This window comes from Devosia aquimaris (assembly GCF_020169335.1).
Lineage (GTDB): Bacteria > Pseudomonadota > Alphaproteobacteria > Rhizobiales > Devosiaceae > Devosia > Devosia aquimaris.
The window spans coordinates 209,510-234,921 of record NZ_JAIEZN010000002.1 but is presented as its reverse complement, the minus strand read 5'-3'; the positions used below and the strand labels follow the sequence as shown (position 1 = coordinate 234,921).

16 protein-coding genes are annotated in these 25,412 nt (G+C 65.9%); 7 read left to right on the top strand and 9 right to left on the bottom strand.

The window, feature by feature from the left end:
* Window positions 1-5: 5 nt before the first annotated feature.
* From K1177_RS13920 to K1177_RS13895, 6 genes are all read right to left on the bottom strand, one after another.
* The gene (locus K1177_RS13920) at window positions 6-959 is read right to left on the bottom strand and encodes an ABC transporter permease (RefSeq protein ID WP_224703972.1); all 954 of its coding nucleotides are present in this window, start codon (window positions 957-959) and stop codon (window positions 6-8) included.
* Complete coding sequence (locus K1177_RS13915; RefSeq protein ID WP_224703971.1) at window positions 956-1,903, bottom strand: ABC transporter permease; 948 nt, start codon at window positions 1,901-1,903, stop codon at window positions 956-958. The genes K1177_RS13920 and K1177_RS13915 overlap by 4 nt, the downstream gene beginning before the upstream one ends.
* Window positions 1,900-3,750, bottom strand: a complete 1,851-nt coding sequence (locus K1177_RS13910) for an ABC transporter ATP-binding protein (RefSeq protein WP_224703970.1) — start codon at window positions 3,748-3,750, stop codon at window positions 1,900-1,902. Before K1177_RS13910 ends, K1177_RS13915 begins: the two co-directional genes overlap by 4 nt.
* 69 nt (window positions 3,751-3,819) lie before the next feature.
* Complete coding sequence (locus K1177_RS13905) at window positions 3,820-5,562, bottom strand: ABC transporter substrate-binding protein (RefSeq protein WP_224703969.1); 1,743 nt, start codon at window positions 5,560-5,562, stop codon at window positions 3,820-3,822.
* A gap of 244 nt (window positions 5,563-5,806) precedes the next feature.
* Complete coding sequence (locus K1177_RS13900) at window positions 5,807-7,042, bottom strand: NAD(P)/FAD-dependent oxidoreductase (protein ID WP_224703968.1); 1,236 nt, start codon at window positions 7,040-7,042, stop codon at window positions 5,807-5,809.
* Between the two features lie 11 nt (window positions 7,043-7,053).
* The gene (locus tag K1177_RS13895; protein WP_224703967.1) at window positions 7,054-7,806 is read right to left on the bottom strand and encodes a GntR family transcriptional regulator; all 753 of its coding nucleotides are present in this window, start codon (window positions 7,804-7,806) and stop codon (window positions 7,054-7,056) included.
* Between the two features lie 179 nt (window positions 7,807-7,985).
* On the opposite strand from K1177_RS13895, the gene K1177_RS13890 reads away from it, so the two are divergent.
* The 4 genes from K1177_RS13890 to K1177_RS13875 all read left to right on the top strand — a co-directional run bounded on the left by K1177_RS13890 (window position 7,986) and on the right by K1177_RS13875 (window position 14,263).
* On the top strand, window positions 7,986-9,797 hold the full coding sequence (locus K1177_RS13890; RefSeq protein ID WP_224703966.1) for an aminopeptidase P family protein: 1,812 nt from the start codon (window positions 7,986-7,988) through the stop codon (window positions 9,795-9,797).
* Between the two features lie 31 nt (window positions 9,798-9,828).
* Window positions 9,829-11,754 (top strand): glycoside hydrolase family 127 protein, encoded by a 1,926-nt coding sequence (locus K1177_RS13885; protein WP_224703965.1) that lies wholly within the window; start codon window positions 9,829-9,831, stop codon window positions 11,752-11,754.
* A 55-nt stretch (window positions 11,755-11,809) separates the two neighbouring features.
* On the top strand, window positions 11,810-12,844 hold the full coding sequence (locus tag K1177_RS13880) for a proline racemase family protein (protein ID WP_224703964.1): 1,035 nt from the start codon (window positions 11,810-11,812) through the stop codon (window positions 12,842-12,844).
* A 144-nt stretch (window positions 12,845-12,988) separates the two neighbouring features.
* The gene (locus K1177_RS13875; protein ID WP_224703963.1) at window positions 12,989-14,263 is read left to right on the top strand and encodes an O-acetylhomoserine aminocarboxypropyltransferase/cysteine synthase family protein; all 1,275 of its coding nucleotides are present in this window, start codon (window positions 12,989-12,991) and stop codon (window positions 14,261-14,263) included.
* Between the two features lie 60 nt (window positions 14,264-14,323).
* Here K1177_RS13875 and pbpC read toward each other — a convergent pair whose 3' ends face one another.
* From pbpC to K1177_RS13860, 3 genes are all read right to left on the bottom strand, one after another.
* A complete protein-coding gene (gene pbpC, locus K1177_RS13870) occupies window positions 14,324-16,453 on the bottom strand; it encodes a penicillin-binding protein 1C (RefSeq protein ID WP_224703962.1) in 2,130 nt (709 codons plus the stop codon).
* Between the two features lie 7 nt (window positions 16,454-16,460).
* Entirely contained in the window at window positions 16,461-21,956 is a 5,496-nt protein-coding gene (locus K1177_RS13865; RefSeq protein ID WP_224703961.1) for an alpha-2-macroglobulin family protein, read from the bottom strand.
* Between the two features lie 109 nt (window positions 21,957-22,065).
* Complete coding sequence (locus K1177_RS13860; protein ID WP_224703960.1) at window positions 22,066-22,428, bottom strand: YciI family protein; 363 nt, start codon at window positions 22,426-22,428, stop codon at window positions 22,066-22,068.
* Between the two features lie 151 nt (window positions 22,429-22,579).
* Between K1177_RS13860 and K1177_RS13855 the strand changes: the two genes are divergently transcribed.
* Genes K1177_RS13855 through K1177_RS13845 form a run of 3 tightly spaced genes read left to right on the top strand, consistent with a single transcriptional unit; the run spans window position 22,580 to window position 25,405 of the window.
* Window positions 22,580-23,641, top strand: coding sequence for an aldo/keto reductase (locus K1177_RS13855; protein WP_224703959.1), 1,062 nt, complete (start codon window positions 22,580-22,582; stop codon window positions 23,639-23,641).
* A complete protein-coding gene (locus tag K1177_RS13850) occupies window positions 23,634-24,317 on the top strand; it encodes a fumarylacetoacetate hydrolase family protein (protein ID WP_396120219.1) in 684 nt (227 codons plus the stop codon). Before K1177_RS13855 ends, K1177_RS13850 begins: the two co-directional genes overlap by 8 nt.
* On the top strand, window positions 24,317-25,405 hold the full coding sequence (locus K1177_RS13845) for an ATP-dependent DNA helicase (RefSeq protein WP_137150668.1): 1,089 nt from the start codon (window positions 24,317-24,319) through the stop codon (window positions 25,403-25,405). Before K1177_RS13850 ends, K1177_RS13845 begins: the two co-directional genes overlap by 1 nt.
* The last annotated feature ends 7 nt before the right edge of the window (window positions 25,406-25,412 follow it).

Genomic DNA, 25,412 nt, shown 5'->3' with positions numbered 1-25,412 from the left:
TGCTTCTAGCGCACGCGGGGGTCGAGCAGGGAATAGATGATGTCCACCACGATGTTGGAGATCACAATGAAAAAGCCACCCAGCAGGACCACCCCGATGATCACCGGCCGGTCCTGGTTGTTGACGGCCTGGATGGCCAAAGCGCCAACGCCCTGCAGGCCATAGACCTGCTCGATGACGATGGCGCCGCCAAGGAGAAAGGCGATGTCGGCGCCCAATTGCGTCACCAGCGGAGTGAGCGTCGCGCGCAAGCCATGCTTGTAGACCACCTTGTGCTCGGGCACGCCCTTGGCGCGGGCGGTGCGGATATAGTCCTCGCTCATCACCTCGAGCATCTGGCCGCGGGTGAGCCGGGCATAGACGGCAGCAGTGGTCAGCGCCACGGTCGCCCAGGGCAGAGCCATGTGCCAGGCCCAGATGGCCGGATTGGGCCAGAAGGGCTTGAAGCCGCCCGCGGGAAACAGGGTGAAGCCGGCCTGCCGCGGCAGGAAGTAGAAGACATAGAGCGACACCATGCCCAGCACGAAGGTGGGAAAGCTCAGCCCGACCAGGATGAAGCCCTGGCCCAGCCTGTCGCGCCAGCCACCGGGGTGGCGCGCCGACATGATGCCGACGGGGATACCCACGCTCAGCCAGAGGATGACGCCGCCGATGACGAGGGAAACGGTGGCCGGCAGACGGTTGGCAATCAGCGTCAGCACCGGCTGCTGGTTGCGATAGGAATAGCCGAGGTCGCCCTGGGCGGCGCGGCCCAAAAAGCTCAGATATTGCTCATGAATGGGGCGATCGAGCCCCAGATTGGAGCGGATCTGGATGAGCTGGGTTTCGGTGGCCTTGTCGCCGGCCACCAGCCGCGCCGGATCGCCGGGCGCGACGAAGAACAGCACGAAGACAAAGGTGCTCAAAGCAAACAGGATCAGGGCGGCAAAGGCGAGGCGCCCGGCAAGAAATCGGATCATGGCTTGGCTCGCTTGCGGCGCAGGCGCACGGGTCGCGCCTTGGGGTCGAGGGCATCGCGCAGGCCATCGCCCAGGATGTTGAACGACAGCGTGGTCAGCAGCAGCACCGTGCCCGGCACGATCACCAGCCACCAGGCCACCAGATAGATGGAATTGGCGGCCGCGTCGGCCAGCATGCCGCCCCAGCTTGGCGCCGGCGGCACGATGCCCAGGCCAAGGAAGGACAGTGTCGCTTCAAACACGATCGAGCTCGGGATCATCATGGTGGTGTAGACGATGATCGGCACGCTCAGATTGGGCAGGATGTCGATCAGCATGATCGAGAGCGGCCCGGCGCCGAGCGAGCGGCTGGCCTGGACGAAGTCGCGCTCGCGCAGCGAGATCACCTGGCCGCGGATGACGCGGCCCATGGTGGTCCAGCTGAAAAAGACGATGACGCCAATGCTGAGGGCCAGGCTCGGCCCGAACACCGACACCAGCGCCAGGGCGCACAGCAGGAAGGGCACGCTCATCACCAGATCCATGGTGCGGCTGAGAACGGCGTCGATCCAGCCGCCGAAGAAACCGGCGATGACGCCGATGGTGATGCCGACCAGCGCCGCCGCCAGCGAGGCGACCACCCCCACCAGCAGCGAGACGCGCGCGCCATAGGCCAGGCGCACCAGCACGTCGCGGCCAAGCTGGTCGGTGCCGAGCACGAATTCGCCATTGGGCGCTACGGGCAGTCCCATGGTCGAGAGTCCGGTATCGCGGAATTGTTCGATGGGCGAATGCCCGGTCCAGGCTTCCACCAGAGGCGCCGCAGCCGCAAAGACCACCAGCAGCAGGATGAAGATGACGGCAGCCATGCTGGCGCGGTCGCGCAACAGGCGGCGGACGGTCAGCGCCAGGGCGCCGCGCTGGACGATTGTGGGGGCCTCTGTGGCCTCGGTGTCGGCGCTCATGCGGCCACCCATTGGATTGTCTCGACCAATTGGCGGTCGGCATGGTCTTCAGGCCGCGGGGGCACGACCGAGGCGGCCAGCAGGGTGCGGGTATAGTCGTGCTGCGGCCTTGTGTAGATGTCTTCGGCGGCTGCCAGTTCAACGATCTGGCCCTTGTCCATCACCGCGATGCGGTCGCAGACCTGGCGCACCACGGCCAGGTCGTGGGAGATGAAGAGATAGGTCAGGCCCAGCCGCTGCTGCAGGTCGCGCATCAGGTTGAGAATCTGCGCCTGGATGGAGACATCGAGCGCAGACACCGGCTCATCGAAGATGATCAGCCCGGGATTGAGCGCCAGGGCGCGGGCAATGCCGATGCGCTGGCGCTGGCCGCCGGAAAATTCGGACGGAAAGCGATTATAGTGCTCAGGGTTGAGGCCGACGAGCTCCATCAGCTCCTGCACGCGGCGCTTGCGTTCGGCGCCCTTGGCCACGCCATGGATGCGGAAGGGGTCGCCGATGATGGCGCCGACGCGGCGGCGCGGGTTGAGCGAGCCGAAGGGGTCCTGGAACACCAGTTGCACATGCTTGCGCGTCTCGCGCCAGCCGGCAGGGTCCAGGCTCGACATTTCAATGCCATCAAGCACAACGGTGCCGCTGCTGGGGGCGATGAGGCCGGCGATCACCCTGGCGAGGGTGGATTTGCCGCAGCCGCTTTCGCCCACCAGTCCCAGGGTTTCGCCGCGCCGCACGGAGAGGTTGATGCCCTTGAGCACCTGGAACTTGCCGGTGCGGCCAAACACGCCCCCGGTGGTGAAGCTCAACTCAATGTCGCTGATGTCGAGCACGACCGGCGCGCCGTCGCTGGCGCCGCGTCCCTGCTCAGCGGCAAGGCGGGTGGCCGGCGCAGCCGGGGTGGCCTCCAGCCAGCATTGGGTATGCACGCCATCGCTGAACTGACGCACGGGGGGATGCTGTGTGGTGCAGACGGGCATGGCATTGGCGCAGCGCGGGGCAAAGACGCAGCCGGCGGGCTTGTGCAGCAGGCTGGGCGGCTTGCCGGGAATGGCGATCACCTCGGCACCAGCGGCGTAGTGGGCGGGGGATGAGCGCAGCAGGCCCGCCGTATAGGGATGGGCGGGCGCTCTGAAGATCGGTTCGGCCGGGCCATATTCCATGCGGTTGCCGGCATACATCACCATGATGCGATCGGCGACCGAGGACAGCAGCCCCAGGTCATGGGTGATCATCACCACGGTGGTGCCGAACTCGCGGCGCATCTGGTCGAGCAGGGCGACGATCTGCGCCTGCACGGTGACGTCGAGCGCGGTGGTGGGTTCGTCGGCGATGATCAGCGCCGGGTTCAGGATCAGCGCCATGGCGATCATCACGCGCTGGCGCATGCCGCCGGAAAACTGATGCGGAAAGCTGTCGAAGCGCTCGCTGGCATTGGCGATGCCGACCTTGGCCAGCATGTCGACGGCGCGGGCCCGCGCGGCCGTGGCGCTGACCTTTTCATGCACCTGGATGGCTTCGGTGATCTGGCTGCCGATGGTGTAGTAGGGGTGCAGGCTCGACAGCGGATCCTGAAAGATCATGCCGATGCGCGCACCGCGCATCTGGCGCAGGGCGCGTGCTGGCAATTGCAGCAGGTCCTGGCCTTCGAACAGCACCTGCCCGGAGATGTCTGCATTGGGCAGCAGGCCCAATATGGCCTGCATCATCACGCTCTTGCCGGACCCCGATTCACCGGCGACCCCGAACAATTCTCCCGCCTCGATGGCAAAGGAGACATTCTGGACTGCGTGGACGACGCCGTCCTCGGTGGGGATCGACACGGTTAGCGCGCGGGCCTCCAGCACTGGCATGAGCCGCTCCGTCATAGAGGAAAACAAAAATGGCCCGGGCAAATGCCCGAGCCATAGGCCTGTCGAAAACTAGCGCTGCAGCCAGACGTTGGTCCAGTCGCCCTGGACACCCAGCGCATAGGGCTGGAAGTTCTGCACGGCCGGGCCGCGATAGAGCAGAACCTTGTTGGCCAGGTAGGGCACGACGGGGGCATCGGCCATCACCAGTTCGTCGACCTTGCTCCAGAGCGCGGCGACTTCCTCGGGCGTTGTGGCGTTGACGGCCTCAAGGCCGAGCGCAGTGGCCTCGGGGTTGTTGTAGTCGGTGTAGTTATAGGTCTGGTGGGTGCCGTTGTAGGTGAACTGCGGCTGGAACACCGAGCGCGCGGAGCCGCCGGCCCAGTCGGGCGTCCAGCCCACGGGCGCAATGTCCCAGGTGCCGTCCTTGGTGTTGACCGGGTTGGTCATGAACTTGGAGTAATAGTCTGCCGGCGCCACCGGGGTCAGCTCGATGGTGATGCCGGCCTTGGCCAGGCTCGCCTGGATGGTCTGGGCGATGGCGGGCTCATTGTTCTGGTTGCGGAAGGGCATCTTGAGCGTGATGCCGTCAGGATAGCCAGCCTCGGCCAGCAGGGCCTTGGCCTTTTCCGGATCACCCTTGTCCTCGGGAGAGGGATAAAGGTTGAACTCGTGATAGCCCAGCACGCCGGGCCCGAAGATGCCATGCACCGGCTGGCCGACGGTGGGGCCGCCCTGCTGCTGCACGATGGCCGTCTTGTCGATGGCATAGTTCAGCGCCTGGCGGATGCGGACATCCTTGAGCGCGCCATTGTTGTTGTCCGACACGGTGTTGATGAACAGGAACGCGGTATTGCCCGAGGACACCGTCATCAGCTTGTTATCGCCCGTGGCCGTCAGCAGCTGCAGGATGGCCGGGGGAATGGTGATGTCATAGGTCATGTCGCCGTCGCCGGACTGCAGCTGCTGCAGGGCTGCGTCGGGCTGGACGCCGAAGGTGATGTCGATCTGGTCGACATAGGCCTTGCGCAGCGGATCGCTCTCGGCGCTCCAGGCGGGGTTGCGCACCAGCTGGAGCTGGCTGTCGGGCACGTAGTTGCCGGGGGTATAGGGGCCGCTGGCAATGAAATTGGCGCGGTAGTCCGGGCCATCGGGCATGTAGTCGAGTACTTCTACCGGAGCCGGGGCAGCGGTGGGGAGGCTGAGCATGTAGATGAAGTCGCCGGCCTTCTGAGTAAGGTTGATGACGATGGTTTCGTCGTCGGGGGTTTCGATGCCGGTGACGTCATTGGCCTCGATATAGGCCTTCATGGCCTCCACGGTCGGCTCGACCTCGGAGAAGCCGGCACAGAAATCAGCCAGGCCGACGATCAGGTCCTGGTAGTAGGTGAGGGCGGCGGAGCCCAGCGCAGGGTTGCACAGCCGCTTGATGCCCAGCTCGAAATCGACCGAGGTGATCTGGCGCGGGCCCGAGGGGGCATTCCACATCGCGCCCTGGCGCAGCTTGAAGGTGTAGGTCAGCCCGTCATTGGTCGGCTGCGGCACTTCGACAGCCAAATCGCCCTCGGGGGTGATGCGCACATTCTCGTCGGTCGAGGCCTGGTAGCTGATCAGCTGGCGGCTGACGGCACGCAGGAAATTATTGGTGGTCACCAGGGCGCCCGAGGTGGGGTCAAAGTGATCGATATCGGCCGTACCCAGGATGCGCAATGTGCCGCCGGGGGTGCCGTCCTGGGCGTTTGCAAGCGTCGTCAGACCGAGAACGCTGGTGGTTGCCATGAGGCCTGCCAGGGCCAGTCGAGTGATACCGGACATTTGAATGAGCTCCCTCCGAGCGCTGAAAAATCTTCGGGCCGGGCAGGTTGGCGCTGCCCCGCGCCAGCAAGACACCAGATGCAGACAAGCGAGTCAACGAATTTGTCGACAAACTAAATACATTGCGTCGGGTGTCATGTCGGCAGTGTGACGGCGCGCGGCGGCAGACCGGCGCAACGGCATGTTGCGCCGGCTGGTGCCGGTGCTGGCCGCGGCAGGCGGGTGGGTGAGACGTGCGGGGCCGCTACTGGAAGCGGTTGATCGACAAGGGGGCGAGAGTCGCCTCGGGCGCCTTGGGCTTGACCAGATCGGCAACCAGCCGCGCCGTAACGGCGCTCAGCGTCAGGCCGAGATGACCATGGCCAAAGGCATAGACCACGCGCGGCTCATGCGGATCGCGACTGATCACCGGCAGGGAATCGGGCGTCGAGGGGCGACGGCCCATCCATTGCGTGCCGCCTTCGGGCAGCGATGGCACATAGCGCCGCATCTTGGCGCGCATGGCCTTGGCGCGGTTGTAGTTGGGGCTGGTCTGGGGACGCGCCAGTTCCACCGCGCCGCCAACGCGCAGCCCGTCCACCAGCGGCGAGGCAATGAAGCCATGGTCGGCAAAGCCCACCGGCATGGACAGGTTCCAGCCCAGGTCGGTGAAGGTGGTGTTGTAGCCGCGCTCATTTTCCAGCAGCACCCTGGTGCCCAGCTGGCGCACCAGATCGCGCGACCAGACGCCCGCAGCGACCACGACACGGTCAAAGCTGGCGGTCGGTGCGCCATCCACCATGGGGGTCAGGCCATCGGCATTGCGCCGGATGGCCGTCACCCGACCGGCAACCAGGCTGCCCCTGGTGCGGACAAAGGCCTGGTATTGCCGCAGCACGGTGAGGGGGTTGCTGACCATCCAGTAGATGGGCTGGTGCACGGCGCCGGCAAAGGCGCCTTCCAGTTGCGGCACCATGGCGCGGGCGGTTTCGGCGCTCAGCCGTTCGAAGGGATAGCCCAGCGCCTGCTCGACGCTTTGGGCTTCGTGCAGCGCCGCCTTGATGCTGGCTTCGCTGTCATGCACCGAAATATAGCCCGTCTGGCGCAGATGGCCGGAGATGCCGGCAATGCCGGCCAGATCCTCATGATCCCTCAGGGCCGTGCGCATCAGCATGGTCAGGGCCTGGCGCGTGCGGGCGACCTTTGCGGGCGTGGCCGAGCCGAGGAAAGCCAGGAGCCAGGGCATCAGCGCCGGCACATCCATCCAGCGCAGCGTCAGGGGCCCAAGTGGATCGAGCAGCCAGCGGGGTACGGCAGTCAGCATGTCGGGGCTGGCGATGGGTGCGATCTCGGGAAAGGCCAGCAGGGCCGCATTGCCCGAAGAGGTGGGCAGGCCATCGGGATCGGCGTCATAGACGGTCACATCGTGTCCGTCGCCGATCAGCCTCGTGGCTGCGGCGGCGCCGATGATGCCTGCTCCGATGACCGCAATCCTTGCCATATTGTCCCTGTCTAGTCGTTCAGCGTGATGTTGGAGACGGTGTCGCGGGCCATATAGGCCTGGATCTGCCGGATGATCTGGTCGGCATGCTCGGCGGCCAGGCGGTCGCAGGTCTCTGCGTCCTGGGCCTCGATGGCGCGAACCATGATGTTGTGCTCGTCGACATATTGCAGCGGCAGGCGATCGTCGAAGCTCTGGTAGTAGATGCGCAGGATGCGGCGGCCTTCGTCGAGGAGGCGCTCGAAGAGGTTGACGAAATAGGGATTGCCGCCGGCCTGGGCGATAGCGACGTGGAAATCGCGATTGGACTGGATCATGGCCAAGGCATCGCGGCGGCGCACGGCATCGGCATAGGCCGCCTCATAGCCGCGAATGACCACCAGGTGTTCGGCTGTGCGGTGCACGGCGGCAGCGCGGGTGGTGACGCGATACATCAGGCGCAGCGCCTCGAAATAGACCGGCAGCTGCACGAAATCGATCGAGGAGACGATGGTGTTGCGATTGGGCAGGGTGCGCACCAGGCCTTCGGCGCTCAGGCGCACCAAGGCCTCCCGAATCGGGGTGCGCGACATCTGGAACTGTTCTGACAGCGTCACTTCATCCAGTGGACTGCCGGGCGGCAGGGAGAGTTCGAGGATGGACTGGCGCAACTGGTCATAGACGGTCTTGGCGCCAGAGCCGCGGACGCGAGCAACGGGCGCGGCCCCCTCGGGGGTGGGCTGTGTCGTCTTGCGGCGGCTGGGCTTGGAGTCTTTGGCTACCATTGGTGCGTTCCGGGCAAAAGCATCTGTTACACCTGCCTCCGACAGGCCCGGGGCGAAGTCAAGTTTGCCAGACCAAATGTGCGCAGGCGCGAACGCGCTTTTTTCGCTGACACGGCCCAGCCTATAGAGTATTCACTTTGTCGACAATAGCTGCGACAGCCATGAGGCCCGAGCCCCGGATGACCCCATATTCCTTGCCCATTGCCCGGGACGAGCGTGTTTCCGCGCTACGCGCGCATCTGCGCGCGCTGCAGCTGGATGGCGTGGTGATTCCGCGTTTTGATGCCTATCAGGGCGAGGTGGTGGCCGAGCACGACGCGCGCCTGGCCTATGTCACCGGCTTTGCCGGCTCGGCCGGCATTGCGCTGGTGACACAGGACGATGCTGTCATCTTTGTGGATGGTCGCTACCAGATCCAGGTGCGCCAGGAGGTCAATACCAACCAGTTCGAGATTGCCCATTTCTTCGACGCCCCGATCGAGCAATGGCTGGCCGCAAACGGCACGGCGGGGATGAGGGTCGGGGTCAATACGGGCCTGGTGCCCAATAGTCTTTATGAGCGGCTCGAAACGGCCATGGCGACATGCGGCGGCAGGCTGGTGCCGCTGCTGGACGATGCCGTGGATGCCATCTGGCCCGACCAGCCGGCGCCGCCGCTGGCGCCTGTGACAGTGTTTCCCCTCGATCATGCTGGCGAGGACAGCCCGGCCAAGCGCCAGCGCATTGCCGCGAAGTTGCGCGACATGGGCGCCGATCTGATGGTCGAGACGCAGCCGGACAATGTGGCCTGGCTGCTCAATATCCGCGGTGGCGATGTGCCCATGCTACCGGTGGCGCATTCCACGCTGCTGCTCGATGCCCAGGGGAACGTTGAGTGGTTTATCGACGCGCGCAAGCTGCCCAATGACCGGGCGGGCCTCGATGCGCCCGGCCTGACGCTGGCTGGGCCTGATGACCTCCTGGCGCGGCTGAGCGCCCGGGCTGGCAAGGCTGTGGTGGCCATCGATCCGGCCTTCGCCCCGGTTGCGGTGCGGCAGGCTGTGGAGGGGGTGGGCGGCAAGCCCGTGTTCGGTTTCAGCCCGATCACGCTCACCAAGGCGGTCAAGAACGATGTCGAGCTCGATGGCTTCCGCCAGGTCCATGTCGCCGATGGCGTGGCCATGGTCGAGTTCCTGGCCTGGCTGGCCGAGACGGCGCCTCTGCGGCTCGCTGCGGGCAATCCGATCACCGAAATCGAGGCGCAGACGCGGCTCCGCGCTTTCCGCGCCGAACAGCCCGGCTTTGTCGACGAGAGCTTCGCCCCCATCTCGGCGGCCGGCAGCAATGCCGCCATGTGCCACTACAACGCCAAGCCGGAGAGCAACGCGCCGATCACGGCCGAATTGCCCTATCTCATCGATTCAGGCGGGCAATATTTCGGCGGCACCACCGATGTAACGCGCACGGTGATGTTGGGCACGCCCGATGCGGCGGTGCGCCAGACCTATACGGCGGTGCTCAGCGGCTTCATCGCGCTGATGACGGCGCAGTTCCCGCTGGGTACCTGCGGCCATCACCTCGATGCCTTGGCGCGGCGGCCGCTGTGGGATCTGGGGCTCGACTACGATCATGGCACCGGCCATGGCGTGGGGCATTTCCTGTCGGTGCATGAGCATCCGCATCGCTTCGGCAAGGTGGTCAATGCGCATCCCTTCGCCCCGGGCAATGTGATGACCATCGAGCCGGGCTATTATCGCGAGGACGGCTTTGGCCTGCGCGTCGAGAACCAGGTCGAGGTGGTCGCGGCTGCCCCCGGCTTCCTGCGCTTTGAGACGCTGACGCTGGTGCCGATCGATCTCGGCATGGTCAATCGTGATGAGCTGACCCGCGCCGAAGTGCGCTTCCTCGATCAATACCATGCCCAGGTGCGGGCAGCGCTGAGCGGACGGCTCACGCCGCGCGCCCAGAGCTGGCTCGACAGCGCCACCGCGCCCGTGTTTCCTGCCGGCTGAGCGCCGCCCAAGCCCCCCCGAAAGTTGTCCGATGACCGACCAAGCCAATAGCCCCCGCATTGAGCGCTTTGTTCCTGTCGACCATGCCGGCGTCGATTTCGCCGGTGGCTTCTGGGAGAGCTGGAGCCGCGTTGTGCGCGAGGTCACCGTGCCCAGCCAGCACCAGCGGCTCGATGAGGAGCGCTTTCTCGAAGTGCTCAATTTCGATCAGCCACCCGGCCCGCTGGCGCGCCCGATCCAGCCTTCGGGCCTCTCCATGCAGCATTTCTTCGACAGCGATTTCGGCAAGTGGATCGAGGCGGCCAGCTATACGCTCAAGGCCCATCCCAATCCGGCGCTGGAAGACAAGATCGACGCCATTGTCGCCAAGCTCGCCCAGGGGCAGATGGCGGATGGCTATCTCAACTCCTGGTTCATCCGCCGCGAGCCCGACAAGCGCTGGACCAATCTGCGCGACCTGCATGAAATGTATTCCATGGGGCACCTGCTGGAAGGCGCGGTGGCCTATTTCGAGGCGACCGGCAAGCGGGCGTTCCTCGATGTCATGATCCGGGCGGTCGAGCATATCGATGCCACCTTCGGGCGCGAGCCGGGCAAGCTGCGCGGCTATGATGCGCATGAGGAAATCGAGCTGGCGCTGGTCAAGCTCTACCGCGTCACCAACAATCCCCGGCATCTGGCGCTGGCGCAGTATTTCGTCGATGAGCGCGGCCAGATGCCGTCCTATTACGACGCCGAGGCACGCCAGCGCGGCGATGACCCCAAGGATTATGTCTACAAGGACTATTCCTACAGTCAGGGGCATATGCCGGTGCGCGAGCAGACCGAGGTGGTGGGCCATGCGGTGCGCGCCATGTATCTGTTCTCGGCCATGGCCGATCTGGCGGTGGAAACCAGCGATCTGACGCTGCTCGCGGCCTGTGACCGGCTGTTCGACAATCTCACGGGGCGCCAGCTCTATGTCACCGGCGGGCTGGGCCCCTCGGGGGTCAACGAGGGCTTTACCCGGCCCTATGACCTGCCCAATGAAACTGCCTATGCCGAAACCTGTGCGGCGGTGGCGCTGGCCTTCTGGGGCCATCGCATGGCGCAGATCACGCTGGACGCCCGCTTCACCGACCATGTGGAGCTGGCGATCTTCAATGGCGCGCTGTCGGGCATTGCCCGCGACGGCGAACATTATTTCTATGAGAATGTGCTCGAGAGCCATGGCCAACACCGGCGCTGGAAGTGGCATTATTGCCCCTGCTGCCCGACCAATATTGCCCGGCTGATCGCCTCGCTGGGCAGCTATGTCTATTCCACCAAGGCTGATGAGCTGGCCGTGCATCTTTATGCTGCCAACAGCACGACGATTGTGTTGGGCGGGCAGAGCGTGCGGGTGGCGCAACAGACCGCCTATCCCTGGGATGGCGATATTGCGCTGAGCTTGGATCCCGCGGCGCCGGTGGATTTCTCCCTGCGCCTGCGTATCCCCGGCTGGTGCCGCTCGGCCAAGGTCTCGGTCAATGGCGAAAGTGTCGATGTCGCGGCGGCCGAAAAGGGCTATCTCGCCATCGCGCGGACCTGGCAGGCGGGCGATGTGGTGCGGCTCCAGTTCGATATGCCGGTCGAGCGCCTCTATGCGCATCCCGCGGTCAGCGAGGATGCCGGCCGCGTGGCGCTCAAGCGTGGCCCGGTGGTCTATTGCGTGGAAGAGGCCGATCTGGGCTTTGCGCCGCAAAGCCTGACGCTGGGCGCCGATGCCGCAATCACGGCGCGTTTTGATCCGGACCTGCTTGGTGGTGCAGTGCGCCTCAGCGCGCCGGCGCGGGCGGCCGAGGCCAGTGACTGGGGCGGCCAGCTCTATCGCACCAGCCGGCCACAGACCCGGCCCGCCACACTGACCGCGATCCCCTATCACCTCTGGGCCAATCGGGAGGCCGGTGGCATGGTGGTCTGGCTGCGCGAAGGCTAGAACGGCCGCGCTCGGTCACTGCCGCAATCTCTATCGTCGACAAGGAATGCCCTCAATGAACTGGTCCAAGACTGTCACGCTGGTGGAAGCCCATGCCGAGGGCGAAGTGGGCCGCATCGTCACCGGCGGCGTCATCACCGTGCCGGGGGCAACCATTGCCGACAAGATCAAGCATCTCAACGAGGTGGACGACAGCCTGCGCCGCTTCCTGGTGTTCGAGCCGCGCGCCTCGGCGCAGATGAGCACGTGCCTGATCTTTCCGCCCACCCGGCCGGATGCCGACATCGGCTTCATCATCCTCCAGGGTGACAAGGCCCATGCCATGAGCGGCTCGAACAGCATTTGCCTCACCACAGTGCTGCTCGAAACCGGCATGCTGCCCATGGTCGAGCCCGAGACCATCGTGCGCATCGACACCGCCTCGGGCCTCGTCACCGCCCGCGCCACCTGCCGCAATGGCAAATGCGAGCGCGTGACGCTGACCATGAACCCGTCCTACGCCGACCAACTCGATGCGGTGGTCGATGTCGAGGGCTATGGCAAGGTCAAGGTCGACATCGCCTTTGGCGGCATCTTCTATGCGCTGATCGATCCGGCCCAGCTCGGCCTCGAAATCCGGCCCGACCAGGCCAAGAAGCTGGTGGAAGCCGGCAGCGCCATCCATCGTGCCGTCAATGCCCAGCTCAGCATTTCCCATCCCGAGATCGACGTCATCAAGGGCATTTCCTACACCATGTTCGTCAGCCACAACGACGCTGGCGAGCTCAAGGGTGCCACCATCATGCCGCCCGGCCGCATCGATCGCTCGCCCTGTGGTACCGGCAATTCGGCGCGGCTGGCGGTGGCGGCGGCGCGCGGCCTCGCCAAGCCCGGCGACCGCTTCACGGCGCGCTCGATCATCGATTCGACCTTTGAGGTCACCTATGCCGGCGACACTACGGTGGCCGGCCGCCCGGCCGTGCAACCGATCATCTCGGGGCGCGGCTGGATCCATGGCATCCACCAGATTGGCGTGGACCCCACAGACCCCTATCAGCTGGGCTATTCGGTGGCCGACACCTGGGGCGATGCCTTTGATCTGATGAACTAATCGCCTCAAGCGGCGCAGATTTTCCCTCACTGCGCCGCGCCCTCCCAAAGGTTTGGAAAGGCCATGCCATGGCTGCCCAAGCCCGCGTGGTGATGGTAGTGGTGGCGCGGACACAAGATCCGCCCAAAGCGAGAGGGGAAACCGATGAAGCTTGAATCGATTGCGTTGCACCACGGCTATACCGCCGAGGCCACCACCAAATCGGCTGCCGTGCCGATCTACCAGACGACGTCCTATACGTTCGACGACACCCAGCATGGCGCCGATCTCTTCAACCTGGCGGTCCCGGGCAATATCTATACCCGCATCATGAACCCGACCACGGCCGTGCTGGAACAGCGCGTGGCCGAGATGGAGGGCGGCATTGCCGGGCTCTGCGTCGCCTCGGGCATGGCCGCCATCACCTATGCCATTCAGGCCATCGCCGGCGTCGGCGACAATATCGTTTCGGTGAGCCAGCTCTATGGCGGCACCTATAACCTCTTCGTCCACAGCTTCCCGCGCCAGGGTATCGAGGTGCGCCTGGCCGACCAGGGCGATTTCGCCGGGCTCGAGGCGCTGATCGACGAGAACACCAAGGCGGTGTTCTGTGAATCGATCGGCAATCCGGCCGGCAATGTCGTGGATATCCAGCGTCTGGCCGAAATCGCGCACAAGCATGGCGTGCCGCTGATCGTCGATAACACCGTGGCGACGCCCTATCTCTGCAAGCCGATCGAATTCGGCGCCGACATCGTCGTGCATGCCCTGACCAAATATATCGGCGGGCACGGCAATTCGATCGGCGGCATCATTGTCGACAGCGGCAAGTTCGACTGGGTCAAGAACAAGGATCGCTTCAAGATCCTCAACGAACCTGATCCGTCCTACCATGGCGTGGTCTATACGGCGGCGCTCGGCCCGGCGGCCTATATCGGCCGCTGCCGCGTGGTGCCGCTGCGCAATACCGGCGCGGCCCTCTCGCCGCACAGCGCCTTCTTGTTCCTGATGGGCCTTGAAACCCTGGGCCTGCGCATGGAGCGCCATTGCGAGAACGCCCTGGCGCTGGCCAATTTCCTCAAGGCACATCCCAAGGTGAGCTGGGTCAATTATGCTGCCCTGCCGGACAGCAAGTACAATGCCACAGCCAACAAGATCACCAAGGGTCAGGCTTCGGGCATTGTCAGCTTCGGCATCAAGGGCGGGGCGACCGCCGGCGGCCAGTTCATCGACGCGCTCAACATGATCCTGCGGCTGGTCAATATCGGCGACGCCAAGTCGCTGGCCTGCCACCCGGCCTCGACCACCCATCGTCAGCTCGCGCCCGAGGAACTGGCCAAGGCCGGCGTCTCGGAGGATCTGGTGCGCATCTCGGTGGGTATCGAGCATATCGATGACATCATCGCCGATGTCGAGCAGGCCCTGGCCAAGGTCGGCTAAGCGAGCCTGACCGTCACAGCATTTGAGGCCCGCAACCCCGGTTGCGGGCCTTTTTGCTGGCTAGTTGAGAAACACCGTCACGCTGTCGCCCCGGCCTTCGGCGTCCACCACCGAGAGGGTGACATAGCCGGGGCCGTCGGGTGTCCAGGCTTCCTGGCGGGCAAAATTGGGCCGGCCGAAGGGCGCGCCATTGGCAAAATAGGTGAAGGGCGGCACGCCATTGCGCACCTTGACCATCAGCTGCGCGGCGCTGCCCTGATCGAGCCCGAGTTCCACGGCGACGCCATCGCCGGGAAAGGCGATCTCGGGCGCCGCATCGCGGGCCACCATGTCGTCATCGGGGTGGCGGAAGCGGCGCAGGGGCGCCGGCAGGTCAGCATTGGAGGCGATCAGCGCGCCCTTGGGCGCCCGTGGCAGCGGGGCGCGGCGATTGCCCAGGCGGTCAAAGGCTTCAAAGAGGATCGGCGCGGCGCCCAGAATACCCGACAGGCCCGGCACCGGCGCGCCATCGGGGCGACCGACCCAAACCCCGATCACCGTCTTGCCGTCAAAGCCGATGGCCCAGGCATCGCGATAGCCATAGGAGGTGCCGGTCTTGTAGGCCACCCGGCCGGGCGAACCATTGAGCGGCGGCGGCACGTCGGCCAAGATATCGGCGACGTACCAGGCCGACACCGGGTCGAGCACCGGAGCCGAGAGGCTGGGCGGCGGCGGCGGGGTGATGCCATCGCTCAGCGTCACCGGCTCACCGCCATGGGCGATGGCGGCATAGACCGAGACCAGGTCGCGCAGCGAGATGCCGGCGCCGCCCAGGCCGACGGCTAGGCTCGGCGCCGTATCGACCGGCAGGCGCGGATCGGCATGGGCACGCTTGAGGCGCGAGACCAGCCGCGCCGGCCCCACGGCATCGAGCACCACCACGGCGGGAATATTGAGCGACAGGGTCAGCGCATCATGGATGGTGACCGTGCCGCGGCTAAAACCATCGAAATTGACCGGCACATAGCCACCAAAGGCGGTGGGGCGATCCTCAATCAGGCTTTCGGGATGGGCCAGGCCCTGCTCGAAGGCGAGGCCATAGATCAGCGGCTTGAGCGTCGAACCCGGCGAGCGCACGGCGCGGGTCATGTCGACGAAGCCGGCGCTCTGGGTGGCCAACAGGCCCGCCGAGCCCACCGAGGAGAGGATTTCGCCGCTGTCGATATCGGCGGCGACAATGGCCACGGACACCCTGGGATCGATCAGGCGGGCACGCGCAGCGGCGAGACGTTCCAGCGCGTCCTGCAGCTTGCGATCGATGGTCAGGTGGATGGTGCGCTCGTCGGGCCGGGTCCTGACGGCCTGCTCGGCCATGTGGGCCGCGAGCATGGGGAAGTCGCGGCGCGCGGTGGGCACGGCTTCGTTCTTGGCGGCGAGCGCCTCCTCGAAGGGCAGGGCGCCCAGGGCGACCAGACGGTCGAGCACCTTGTCGCGGCTGGCGCGGGCGGCGACGGGGTCGCGGTCAGGCCGTCTGGCCTCGGGCGATTGCGGCAGCGCCACCAGCAGCGCCGCCTGGGCGGTGGTCAGCCGGGTCGGCTCCTTGCCGAAATAGGCCAGGCTCGCCGCGCGGATGCCTTCGATATTGCCGCCATAGGGCGCCAGCGTCAGGTAGAGGTCGAGGATCTCGTCCTTGCTCAGGCTTTGTTCCAGCGTCCGGGCATGCACCATCTGGCGCAGCTTGCCCCAGGCATTGCGCGTGGGCTCGCCCTCGATCAGCCGCGCCACCTGCATGGTGAGCGTCGAACCGCCCGATACCACATGACCGCCTGCAGCGATGAACTGGCCGGCGGCGCGCAGCATGGACGTCCAGGCAATACCGTCGTGGCTGGCAAAGCTGCGATCCTCATAGGCCAGCAGCATGTCGATGAAGCGCGGGTCGACTTCCTGCCGGCTGATCGGCAGGCGCCAGCGCCCATCGGCGGTGGCAAAGGGGCGCAGCAGATTGCCATCGCGGTCGGTGACCTCGGCTGAGACCGGCAGGGTTTCGGCATGCGGCGTCGGCGGCAGGGTTGCTGTGATCTCGGCTGTCATCGAGGCCAGCTGGATCGTGCCGGCAAAGCCGAGGAGGAAGAGGCCAAACCCGGCCAGGGTCAGGCCCCGCACCCAAGGGTGCGGGGCCTTCTGACCTTGTGATGCGTCGGGCCGGTTCATGGGCCGACTACTGCCCGGCCGCGATGACCTCGACACTGCCCGAGGCCGTGTTGGCACGCAGCTCGGGCCGATACATGTCTTCCACCGTGGTGCCGGGCAGGGTGAAGGTGCCCGGCGTCACCACGCGAACCATATAGGCGGTGGTGAAGCTGTCGGTGTGCGAATAGTAGCGGAAGGCTGCCACAAACTGGTCGGTGCGTGACTCCACATGGGTGGGCGTGTCGAGGGTGAGCCAGCCGATGTCGGCCGCGCCATTGCCGGCCGACAGGTCCGGATTCTCGATTTCGAAGCCGGCGGGCAGGGGGTCGGCCAGCATGTACTGGCCCGAGCCCAGCGTGTCCGGATAGGCCGTCAGCACCACCACCAGACGCTCGTTCTGCCCCAGCGAGCTGGCCGTCGGATCGATCGGCGTGCCATCGGGCAGGAAGTATTCGCGCGTCAGGGTGAAGCCATTGCTGGCGGCCTCGGGGGCGGTGGCGGGATAGCCCGTCACCGTCACCTTGGCCTGGGTATCGGCCGTACCAGTGTTGGTCACCTCGAGTGGGGCAAAGCCAGCCTGTTCGTGGCGTTGATAGACCTGTCCGGTCAGCGCTTCGCCATTGATGCTGATCGAGCCGTCCGTGGTCGCCGCGCCCAGGGCGGAGGCGGCCAGAAGGGTCCAGCCGTCGTCCTGGGTCGAGGTATAGGCGGCGCGGTCGCGCAGCTTGGCAAGGCGGTTGGCCAGGTCCACCAGGTCGATCCCGGCGGGCTTGAACTCGGCGGCCAGCGCCAGCACGCCTGCGGTGTCACGCAGGTGCGTGCCGTAGTCGGCGCGATAGGCGCGGTCGTCCACCGGTTCGGAGAGCGCGGTAACGGCGGCCTCAAAGGCCGTCTGGGCCCGTGTGGTGTCGCCATAGAGTGCCAGGGCCGCCCCGAGCTGGGCCTTGGCCAGCGGCGTGGCCAGGGCATCCAGGCGCGCTTCGAGATAGTAGCGCAGGTCGCCCATGGTCGCCCGCCCGGCACGGGCCAGGTCATAGAGCGCATAGGCGATGTCTTCGCCACCCTTCTCGAAGTCGGATGCATAGGCGAGCTGGTTGGCCAGGTTGTCGAGCGCCATGCTCATGGCCTGTTCGGGCACGGCATAGCCGGCCGCCTTGGCGCGGAGCAGGAAGTCGGTGACATAGGCATCAAGCCAGGCGTCGCCGCCATCGAAGGGCCCCCAGAGGCCGAAGCCGCCGCCCGAATTCTGCTTGCTGAGCAGGTTGGCAATGGCATCCTGGACGGTCTGGCTGAGCTTGTCGTCGCCGGCCACGCCGATCAGCTTGGCCACGTCGTTGAGGTAGAGCAGGGGCAGGGCCCGGCTCGAAACCTGTTCGGCGCAGCCATAGGGATAGCGGTCCAGCGACAGCAGCAGGCCGGGCACATCGAGCCGGGCCAGCGGCCCCACCGCCAGGGTCATGGCGCCGGTATTGGCCATGTAGCTGGCAAAGATGGAGTCATCGATCGTGGTGCTGTCCCCGGCCTTGATCGGGATCAGCGTGCTGGTTGTCATCGGAGCGCTGATCGGGCGCACGCCCAGGGTCAGCTCCTTGGTCTGTGTGCTGCCGTCGGGCGCGGTGATGGTCAGCACCACCGGCCAGTCGCCGATCGAGACGCCGGTCAGGGGCACGTTGAGTGCGGTGCGATCGCCCTTGGCCAGTTCGACCAACTGGGCGCCGCCAGATGTGGCAATGCCGGTGCCGGTCGAAAGCGCCACGCCATAGCTGCCGGGCGCGCCGTCGATATTGTTGATTTCCACCAGCAGCCGCGAGGCGTCATCGACACGCAGGAAGCGCGGCGGGCTCAGCGTCACCACCACTGGGTCGCGCACCACCACATCGGCGGAGGCATGGCCCACGGCGGTTTCCGACCAGGCCATGGCCATGATCCGCACCGTGCCGGTGAAGTCGGGCATGTCGAAGGTCACGGTTGCCTTGCCGTCGGCATCGGTCTTGACGATGCCCGAGTGCAGCGCCACCAGAACCGAGGTGGCCGGGGGCGTGCCGAGACGTGCGCCGCCACCGTCACCGCCCGAGCGCATGGCGCCGGCCATGCCCTGGGTGGGGTCGATCAGCGAGCCATAGAGGTCACGGATGTCCATGCCGAGCTGGCGCTGGCCGAAATACCAGCCGTCGGGGCTGGGGACGCCGAAGTTGGTGAGGTTGAGAATGCCCAGGTCCACAGCGGCGACGGCGACATAGGCGGTCTGGCCGGCGGCCAGATTGCCCAGGGCGACATCGACCGTCACGGTCTGGCGCGGCAGGGAGACTTCGGGCGTGGTCAGGGTGACGTCGAGCTTGCGGTCACCCGGCTCGACATCGGCAAAGGCCAGGCCCAGGGCACGCGAGGGCATGCGCTTCTCGCCGGCATCGGCCGGACGATAGAGCACGGCCGTCACATAGGCGCCCGGACCCCAGTCGTCGGTGACCGTGAGGTCGACGGTTGTGCCCTCAGCCGGCACGTCCACGGCCTGCATGGCGATGACGCGGTTGTCGATCACCATCACCAGCGCGGTGCCGGCGAACTGCGGGTCGAGCTTGAGCTTGGCCGTCTCGCCGACGCGATAGGCCGGCTTGTCGAGCGCGACCGACAGGGTGTCGGGCGTGTTGGAACCCGCTTCGGCATAGTAGTAGCCGGCGTAGAACTCATAGCTCGATGAGGTTGCGCTATCGCCCGTGGTTTCCACGGTCAGCTGATAGCGGCCCCAATCGACATTGGCGCCGACCGTGACCGGGCCGCCATCGGGCGTATCGACGGTGCCGCTGGCGACGTCACGGGTGGTGGTGATGGCTTCCCACTGCCAGGTGCTGCCATTGCGGTACCACTGGTAGTTGGTTTCCAGGCGCTGCAGCGTCCAGTTGACGCCGGTCTCGGCGACGGCCTTGCCTTCGGGCGAGACGGCGATGATCTGGAAATCGGCCTGGCTGCCGGAGGCGAGCCCGGAGGGGTCGGAGAACACCGGCTTGATGCCGAGGCGATTGGCGCTGGCCAGCACGGGGCGGCTGATCGAGCGCTCGATGCTGCGGCCATTGGTGTCGATCAGACGCAGCAGCACCTGGGCCTCGAGCGGCCGCGTGGTGGTCTGCATCTCGGGCAGGGTGACCTCGGCCACGGCCTTGCCATCGGCATCGGTGGTGCCCACGACGCCCAGGGGCTCGCGGGTGGTTTCCATGGTGTCGTCCTCGCGGCCAAAGGTATAGCCGGGGAAATCGGCGAGGGTCTTGACCGGGCGGATGATGGCATCGGCCTCGATGGCCAGGTCCGGCGCGGTGGCGCCGTAGAGATATTTGGCCGCCACATCGATGGGGGTGACGGCGCCGGCCACAAAGGGTGCGGCGTCGGGTGTGGAGACCTCGAAGGCCAGGCGTTCAGGCTCGAAGTCCTCGACCAGGAAGCTTGTGGACGACAGGGCCTCGGCATTGGGATCGGAGAACAGGCGCAGCGTCCAGGAGCCGCGCATGGCTTCTTCGGCCATGGGCAGGGCGGTGAAATAGCTGCCCAGGCCCGTGTCATCGAGCAGCTGCTTGCTGGCGACGACGCCATCGGGGCGCTCGACTTCCAGGGTCAGCGGCAGGCCGGCGACGGCCTTGGCATGGTCATCGCGCAGCAGGGCGGTGAGGAACACGGTTTCCCCGGGGCGATAGACACCGCGCTCGGTGGTGGCGAACAGGTCGAGCGGGCCAGGCGAGGGACGGCCCTCGACGCCACGGTCGGTCAGGTCAAAGGCGGGCTTGGAGAGATCGAGGAAGGCATAGTCGCCGTCTGCGGTTTCGGCGACCAGCAATTGCGGCGCGCGGCCGCCGGTGCCACGGGCCAGGCCCGGGGCGAACACGGCCTGGCCATCGGCATCGGTGGTGGCTTCGCCCAGAATATCATTGTTTAGCGCCACCAGGCGCACCTTGGCGTCGGCCAGCGGCTGGGCCGAGCTCAGGCTGCGCACAAAGGCATGCACGCCGTCATCGCCGGCAATGGTGGTCAGGCCCAGATCGGTGACGATGAACCACTGGGTGGCCTTTTCGCTCCAATAGTCGTCGTCGCGCACGCCCTTGATGCGGGCGGTGACGACATAGGCGCCGGCGGGCATGTCGCCGATGGCGTCCGCCACCGGAATGGCTGTGGTGGTCAGTTCATTGGGCTGGCCGCGGGCGAGGTCGATCTCGCCGGTCCAGACCTGTTCGCCGACGCGGTCGGCAATGTCTTCGGCGGCATAGTCGGTCAGATTGCCCTGGAAGATGCCGTCGCGCACCGCGGCAGCAACGCCGCGGTCGCCGATGCGGTAGATCTTGAGCTCGGCGGTGTCGGCATTGACCGAGGTGATCGGCAGACCGCCGCCGAGGCCGGCGGGCATGACATAGGCATTGTTGGCAAAGCCGACAAAGGGTGCGCGGTCGGGGACATAGACGTTGAGGTCCACGTCATGGGCAAGCACTTCACCATCGGCAGAGGGCAGGCCGGCGCGCAGCTTGATGGCATAGCGGCTGCCGTGCTGGACGCCTTCGACGCAGACCTGGTCATATTCGGTTTCGACGGACACCTGCGGCGCATCGGCCACCACCACATAGGCGGACAGGTCCGTGCTGCCGACCGGGTCGGAGAAAACGGCGCAGATGCGCGGGGCGGCGGCTTCGGCATCGACCCTGTGGTCGGCGACACGGAAGCCATGCTGGGCCACGATGTCGTCGAGATGGGCCGCCAGCTCGCGGTCATCGACCAGCGACAGGCTCAGCCGGGTGCTGGCAATGGCTTGGCGCCACATCTCGCGATACTCGAAACTATAGGCGAGGTCGCGCAGCGCATCGGCGCGCGCCTGCGGGGCTTCGGCGCGCAGAAAGGCGTTCATGGCGGCCGAAGACGCGGTCACCGCCAGATCATAGCTGTTGTCGCCTTCGGACTGGCCCGCAACGGTATTGGCGCGGGTCAGCAGGGCATCGGCCAGGCTCAACCAGACCATGCCGTCATTGGGGTTGATGGCCAGGGCCTGGCGATAGGCGATGATGGCGCCGGCGTGGTTTTCCGCGCCATAGGCCTCGTCGCCGGCCGCAACCAGATCGGCATAGGTGGTCTTGGGCGGCGGTGCGTCGGTCTGGGGCAGTTCATTGGCGAACTGGCGGGCGGCGTCGATCACGTCCTGGGCAGGGAAGGGCAGTTCGGCCTGGCGCTCGGCCTGGATGACGGCGGCCGAGGGGACGCGGCTGATCTTGCCCGAGGTCGCGCCCTTGAACTGGGTCTGTTCGCCCACGGCGCCCTTGAGGAAGCACCATTTGGACTTTTCGTTGAAGGTGAAGGCCTGGCAGATCTTGTCATCCACGCAGCTGGCGCTGCAGGTGTCCAGATCGGTGTTCTTGACGATGGCATAGTCATAGCCGGGCAGGTCCATGCCCTGCAGCAGCGTGACTTCGGACTGGGCCGTCGCCGGCTGGGCGAGGCCGAGCCCCATGACCAGCGCCACGCCAACCCAACGCACCACACCAAGACCAATGGCCATGCTGTCCTCCCAGACGACTTTTGAGACCCGCATAAGGAGGTTAGTGCCCGGCGGAAAGCAAGGGGTCGGACAGGGTCGGCGCAAATATTGATTCGGGGGTCGGCTGGCCTCAGACGGGGTTGTAGATGCGCAGTGGCCGGATCTCATAGGCGCCGCCATCCGGGTTGGCGGCGGTCAGGTCGCGGGCGAACTGGATCGCCTCTTCGCGCGTCTCGCAGTCCACGACATAAAAGCCCAGAAACTGCTCCTTGGTTTCGGCAAACGGGCCATCGAGCAGCACGGGCGCGCCATTGGTCTTGCGCAGCGTGGTCGCTGTGTCGGTGTTCTGCAGGCGCACCACCGGACCCAGCTTGCCCTTGGCCTTCATGGTCTGCTGCACGGTGGCCAGGCGCGCCATGCAGGCGTCGTCCTCTTCCTTGGTCCAGGCGGACACAGCCTTTTCATCACTGTAGCAAAGCACGGCATACATCATGGCAAACCCTCCCAGGCGATGGGTGCAGAATACGGTCAAATCGGCCTGGCGCAACCGGAACAATGGGCTGTGGCCCGGGGCACTGCACAGTGCGATTGACCCGACTCTGATTGCGCTTTAGCGCTAGGACGGGAACAAAGGAGGAATGCCGATGGAGTATCGCTATCTGGGCCGGTCGGGCCTGAAGGTCTCGACCCTGACGATGGGGACCATGACTTTTGGCGGCTCCGAAAAGATCGGCGCGGCCGATCAGGCCGATGCGACGCGGCAGATCGATCTGTGCCTGGATGCCGGCATCAACCTGCTCGACACGGCCAATGTCTATAATGCCGGGGTCTCTGAGGAGATGATCGGTGTGGCGCTGAGCGAGAACGGGCGCCGGCAGAAGGCGCTGGTGGCCACCAAGGTGCGCTTCCGCATGGGCGACGGGCCCAATGAGGTGGGCCTGTCGCGCCATCACATCATCGCCCAGGCCGAGGCGAGCCTGAAACGCCTCAAGACCGATGTCATCGATCTCTATCAGGTGCATGAATGGGATGGGCAGACGCCCATCGAGGAGACCATGGAGGCGCTCGATACGCTCGTGCGCCAGGGCAAGGTGCGCTACATCGGCTGCTCGAACTATTCCGGCTGGCATATCATGAAGGCGCTGGGCGCTGCCGAGCGGCGCCAGGCCGAGCGCTTTGTCTCCCAGCAGATCCACTACACGCTCTATTCGCGCGAAGCCGAATATGAGCTGGTACCCGTCAGCCAGGACCAGGGCCTGGGCATCCTGATCTGGTCGCCGCTGGCCGGTGGGCTGTTGTCAGGCAAATATCGTCGCGATGGCGGCCCCGAGAGCGGGCGCCATGTCGAAGGTTATCGCGAGCCGCCGGTGCCCGATCGCGAGCGACTCTATGACATTGTCGATGTCGTCGTCGCCATCGGGCAGGAGCGGGGCGTGTCGGGTGCGCAGGTCGCCCTGGCCTGGTCGCTGGGCCGGCCGGGCGTTACCTCTGTCATCATCGGCGGGCGCAGCGATGCGCAGTTCAAGGACAATCTGGCCGCGGCCGAATTGCGCCTCACCGCCGAGGAGCGCCAGCGGCTCGATGCAGTCAGCCAGCCGCCGCTGCTCTACCCCTATTGGCACCAGACGTACACCGCCAACGACCGGCTGGGTGCTGCCGATGCCGATCTCCTGACCCCTTATGTGGAAGCGTTCAAGCGTGGGTGATTTTCTGTTTGCGCCGTATAATCCGGTGACCGTGCCGATCGCCCGCGGCGGGCTGTTTGCGGTGCGCCGCGTCTATTGCGTGGGTCGCAACTATGCCGAGCACATCATCGAGATGGGCAATGACACGCGCGACCCGCCGTTCTTCTTCGCCAAGCCGGCCGATGCCGTGGTGGCGGGGGGCGCCGCCATTCCCTATCCGCCGCGCACCGATGATCTGCAGCATGAGATCGAATTGGTGGTGGCCATCGGCGCCGAGGGCGCCGATATCGAGGTCGCCGATGCCCTCAACCATGTCTATGGCTATGCGGTGGGCCTGGACATGACGCGGCGCGACCTGCAGGCACAAGCCAAGAAGGCTGGGCGCCCGTGGGAAATGGCCAAGGGTTTTGATTTCTCCGCCCCCATTGGCACCATCGAGCCGGCCGCCAGCATCGGCCATCCGGGCAGCGGCGCCATCACGCTCAAGGTCAATGGCGAGGTGCGCCAGTCGTGCGATCTCGCCGACCAGATCTGGAGCGTGGCCGAGGCGATTGCCCATCTTTCCGGCTTTGTCACGCTGCAGCCGGGTGATCTCATCATGACCGGCACGCCGGCCGGCGTCGGGCCGGTGGTGCGCGGCGATGTTCTTGAGGGCGCCATTGCCGGGGTCGGCAGCGTGCGCACGTCCATTCTCTGATGCCGGTCTGGTCGCCCCAGCAGGATGCCGCCCTCAAGGCGGTGTCCGATTGGCTCAAGGAGCCCAATGGCAAGCAGGTGTTCCGCCTGTTTGGCTGGGCCGGCACGGGCAAGTCGACCCTGGCGGTGCATCTGGCGCAGGATATCCGCAGTGTCAAATACGCCGCCTTCACCGGCAAGGCCGCACTAGTGATGCGCAAGCGCGGCTGCAAGGGCGCGCAGACCATCCACAGCCTGATCTATTCGCTGGTCAGCGAAAAGGATGGCGAACCGCGCTTCGTGCTCGATCCCGAAAGCCCGGCGGCCGATGCCGATCTCATCGTCATCGACGAGGTGTCGATGGTCGATGAAGCGCTGGGCCGGGACCTTTTGAGCTTTGGCGTCAAGGTTCTGGTGCTGGGCGATCCGTTCCAGCTGCCGCCGGTGCAGGGCGCGGGCTTCTTCACGGCCGACGAGCCCGACATCATGCTCACCGAGATCCACCGCCAGGCGGCGGACAATCCGATTATTCACCTGTCCATGCAGGTGCGCGAAGGCGGCTTTCTCGAGCGCGGCAGCTATGGCGAATCCATCGTGGTGGGGCGCGACAATGTCGACCGCAATGCGGTGCTGGAGGCCGACCAGGTTCTCGTGGGCCGCAACAAGACGCGGCTGCAGTACAATGACCGGCTGCGTGAGCTCAAGGGCCTGCCCTTCCACGAGCCGGTGGAGGGCGACCGCATGGTCTGCCTGCGCAACAATCCGCGCAAGAAGCTGCTCAACGGGCAGATCTGGATCGTCACCGAGGCGACGCGGCGCACCAATGGCAAGTGGAGCCTGCTGCTGGGCGCCGACGAGGGCAAGGGCGAGGCCAAGGTGCTCACCCACAAGGCCTTCTTTGCCGGCGAGGAAGACGCCATGAGCTGGCCGGAGCGGCGCCAGTTCGACGAATTCACCTTTGGCTATTGCCTGACGGTGCACAAGGCGCAGGGCAGCCAGTGGGACAATGTCTATCTGTTCGACGAGAGCTTTGTGTTCCGCGAGGAGCGGGCGCGCTGGCTCTATACCGGCATCACCCGCGCCGCCGAAAAGATCACCGTGGTGTCCTGAGCCCGGG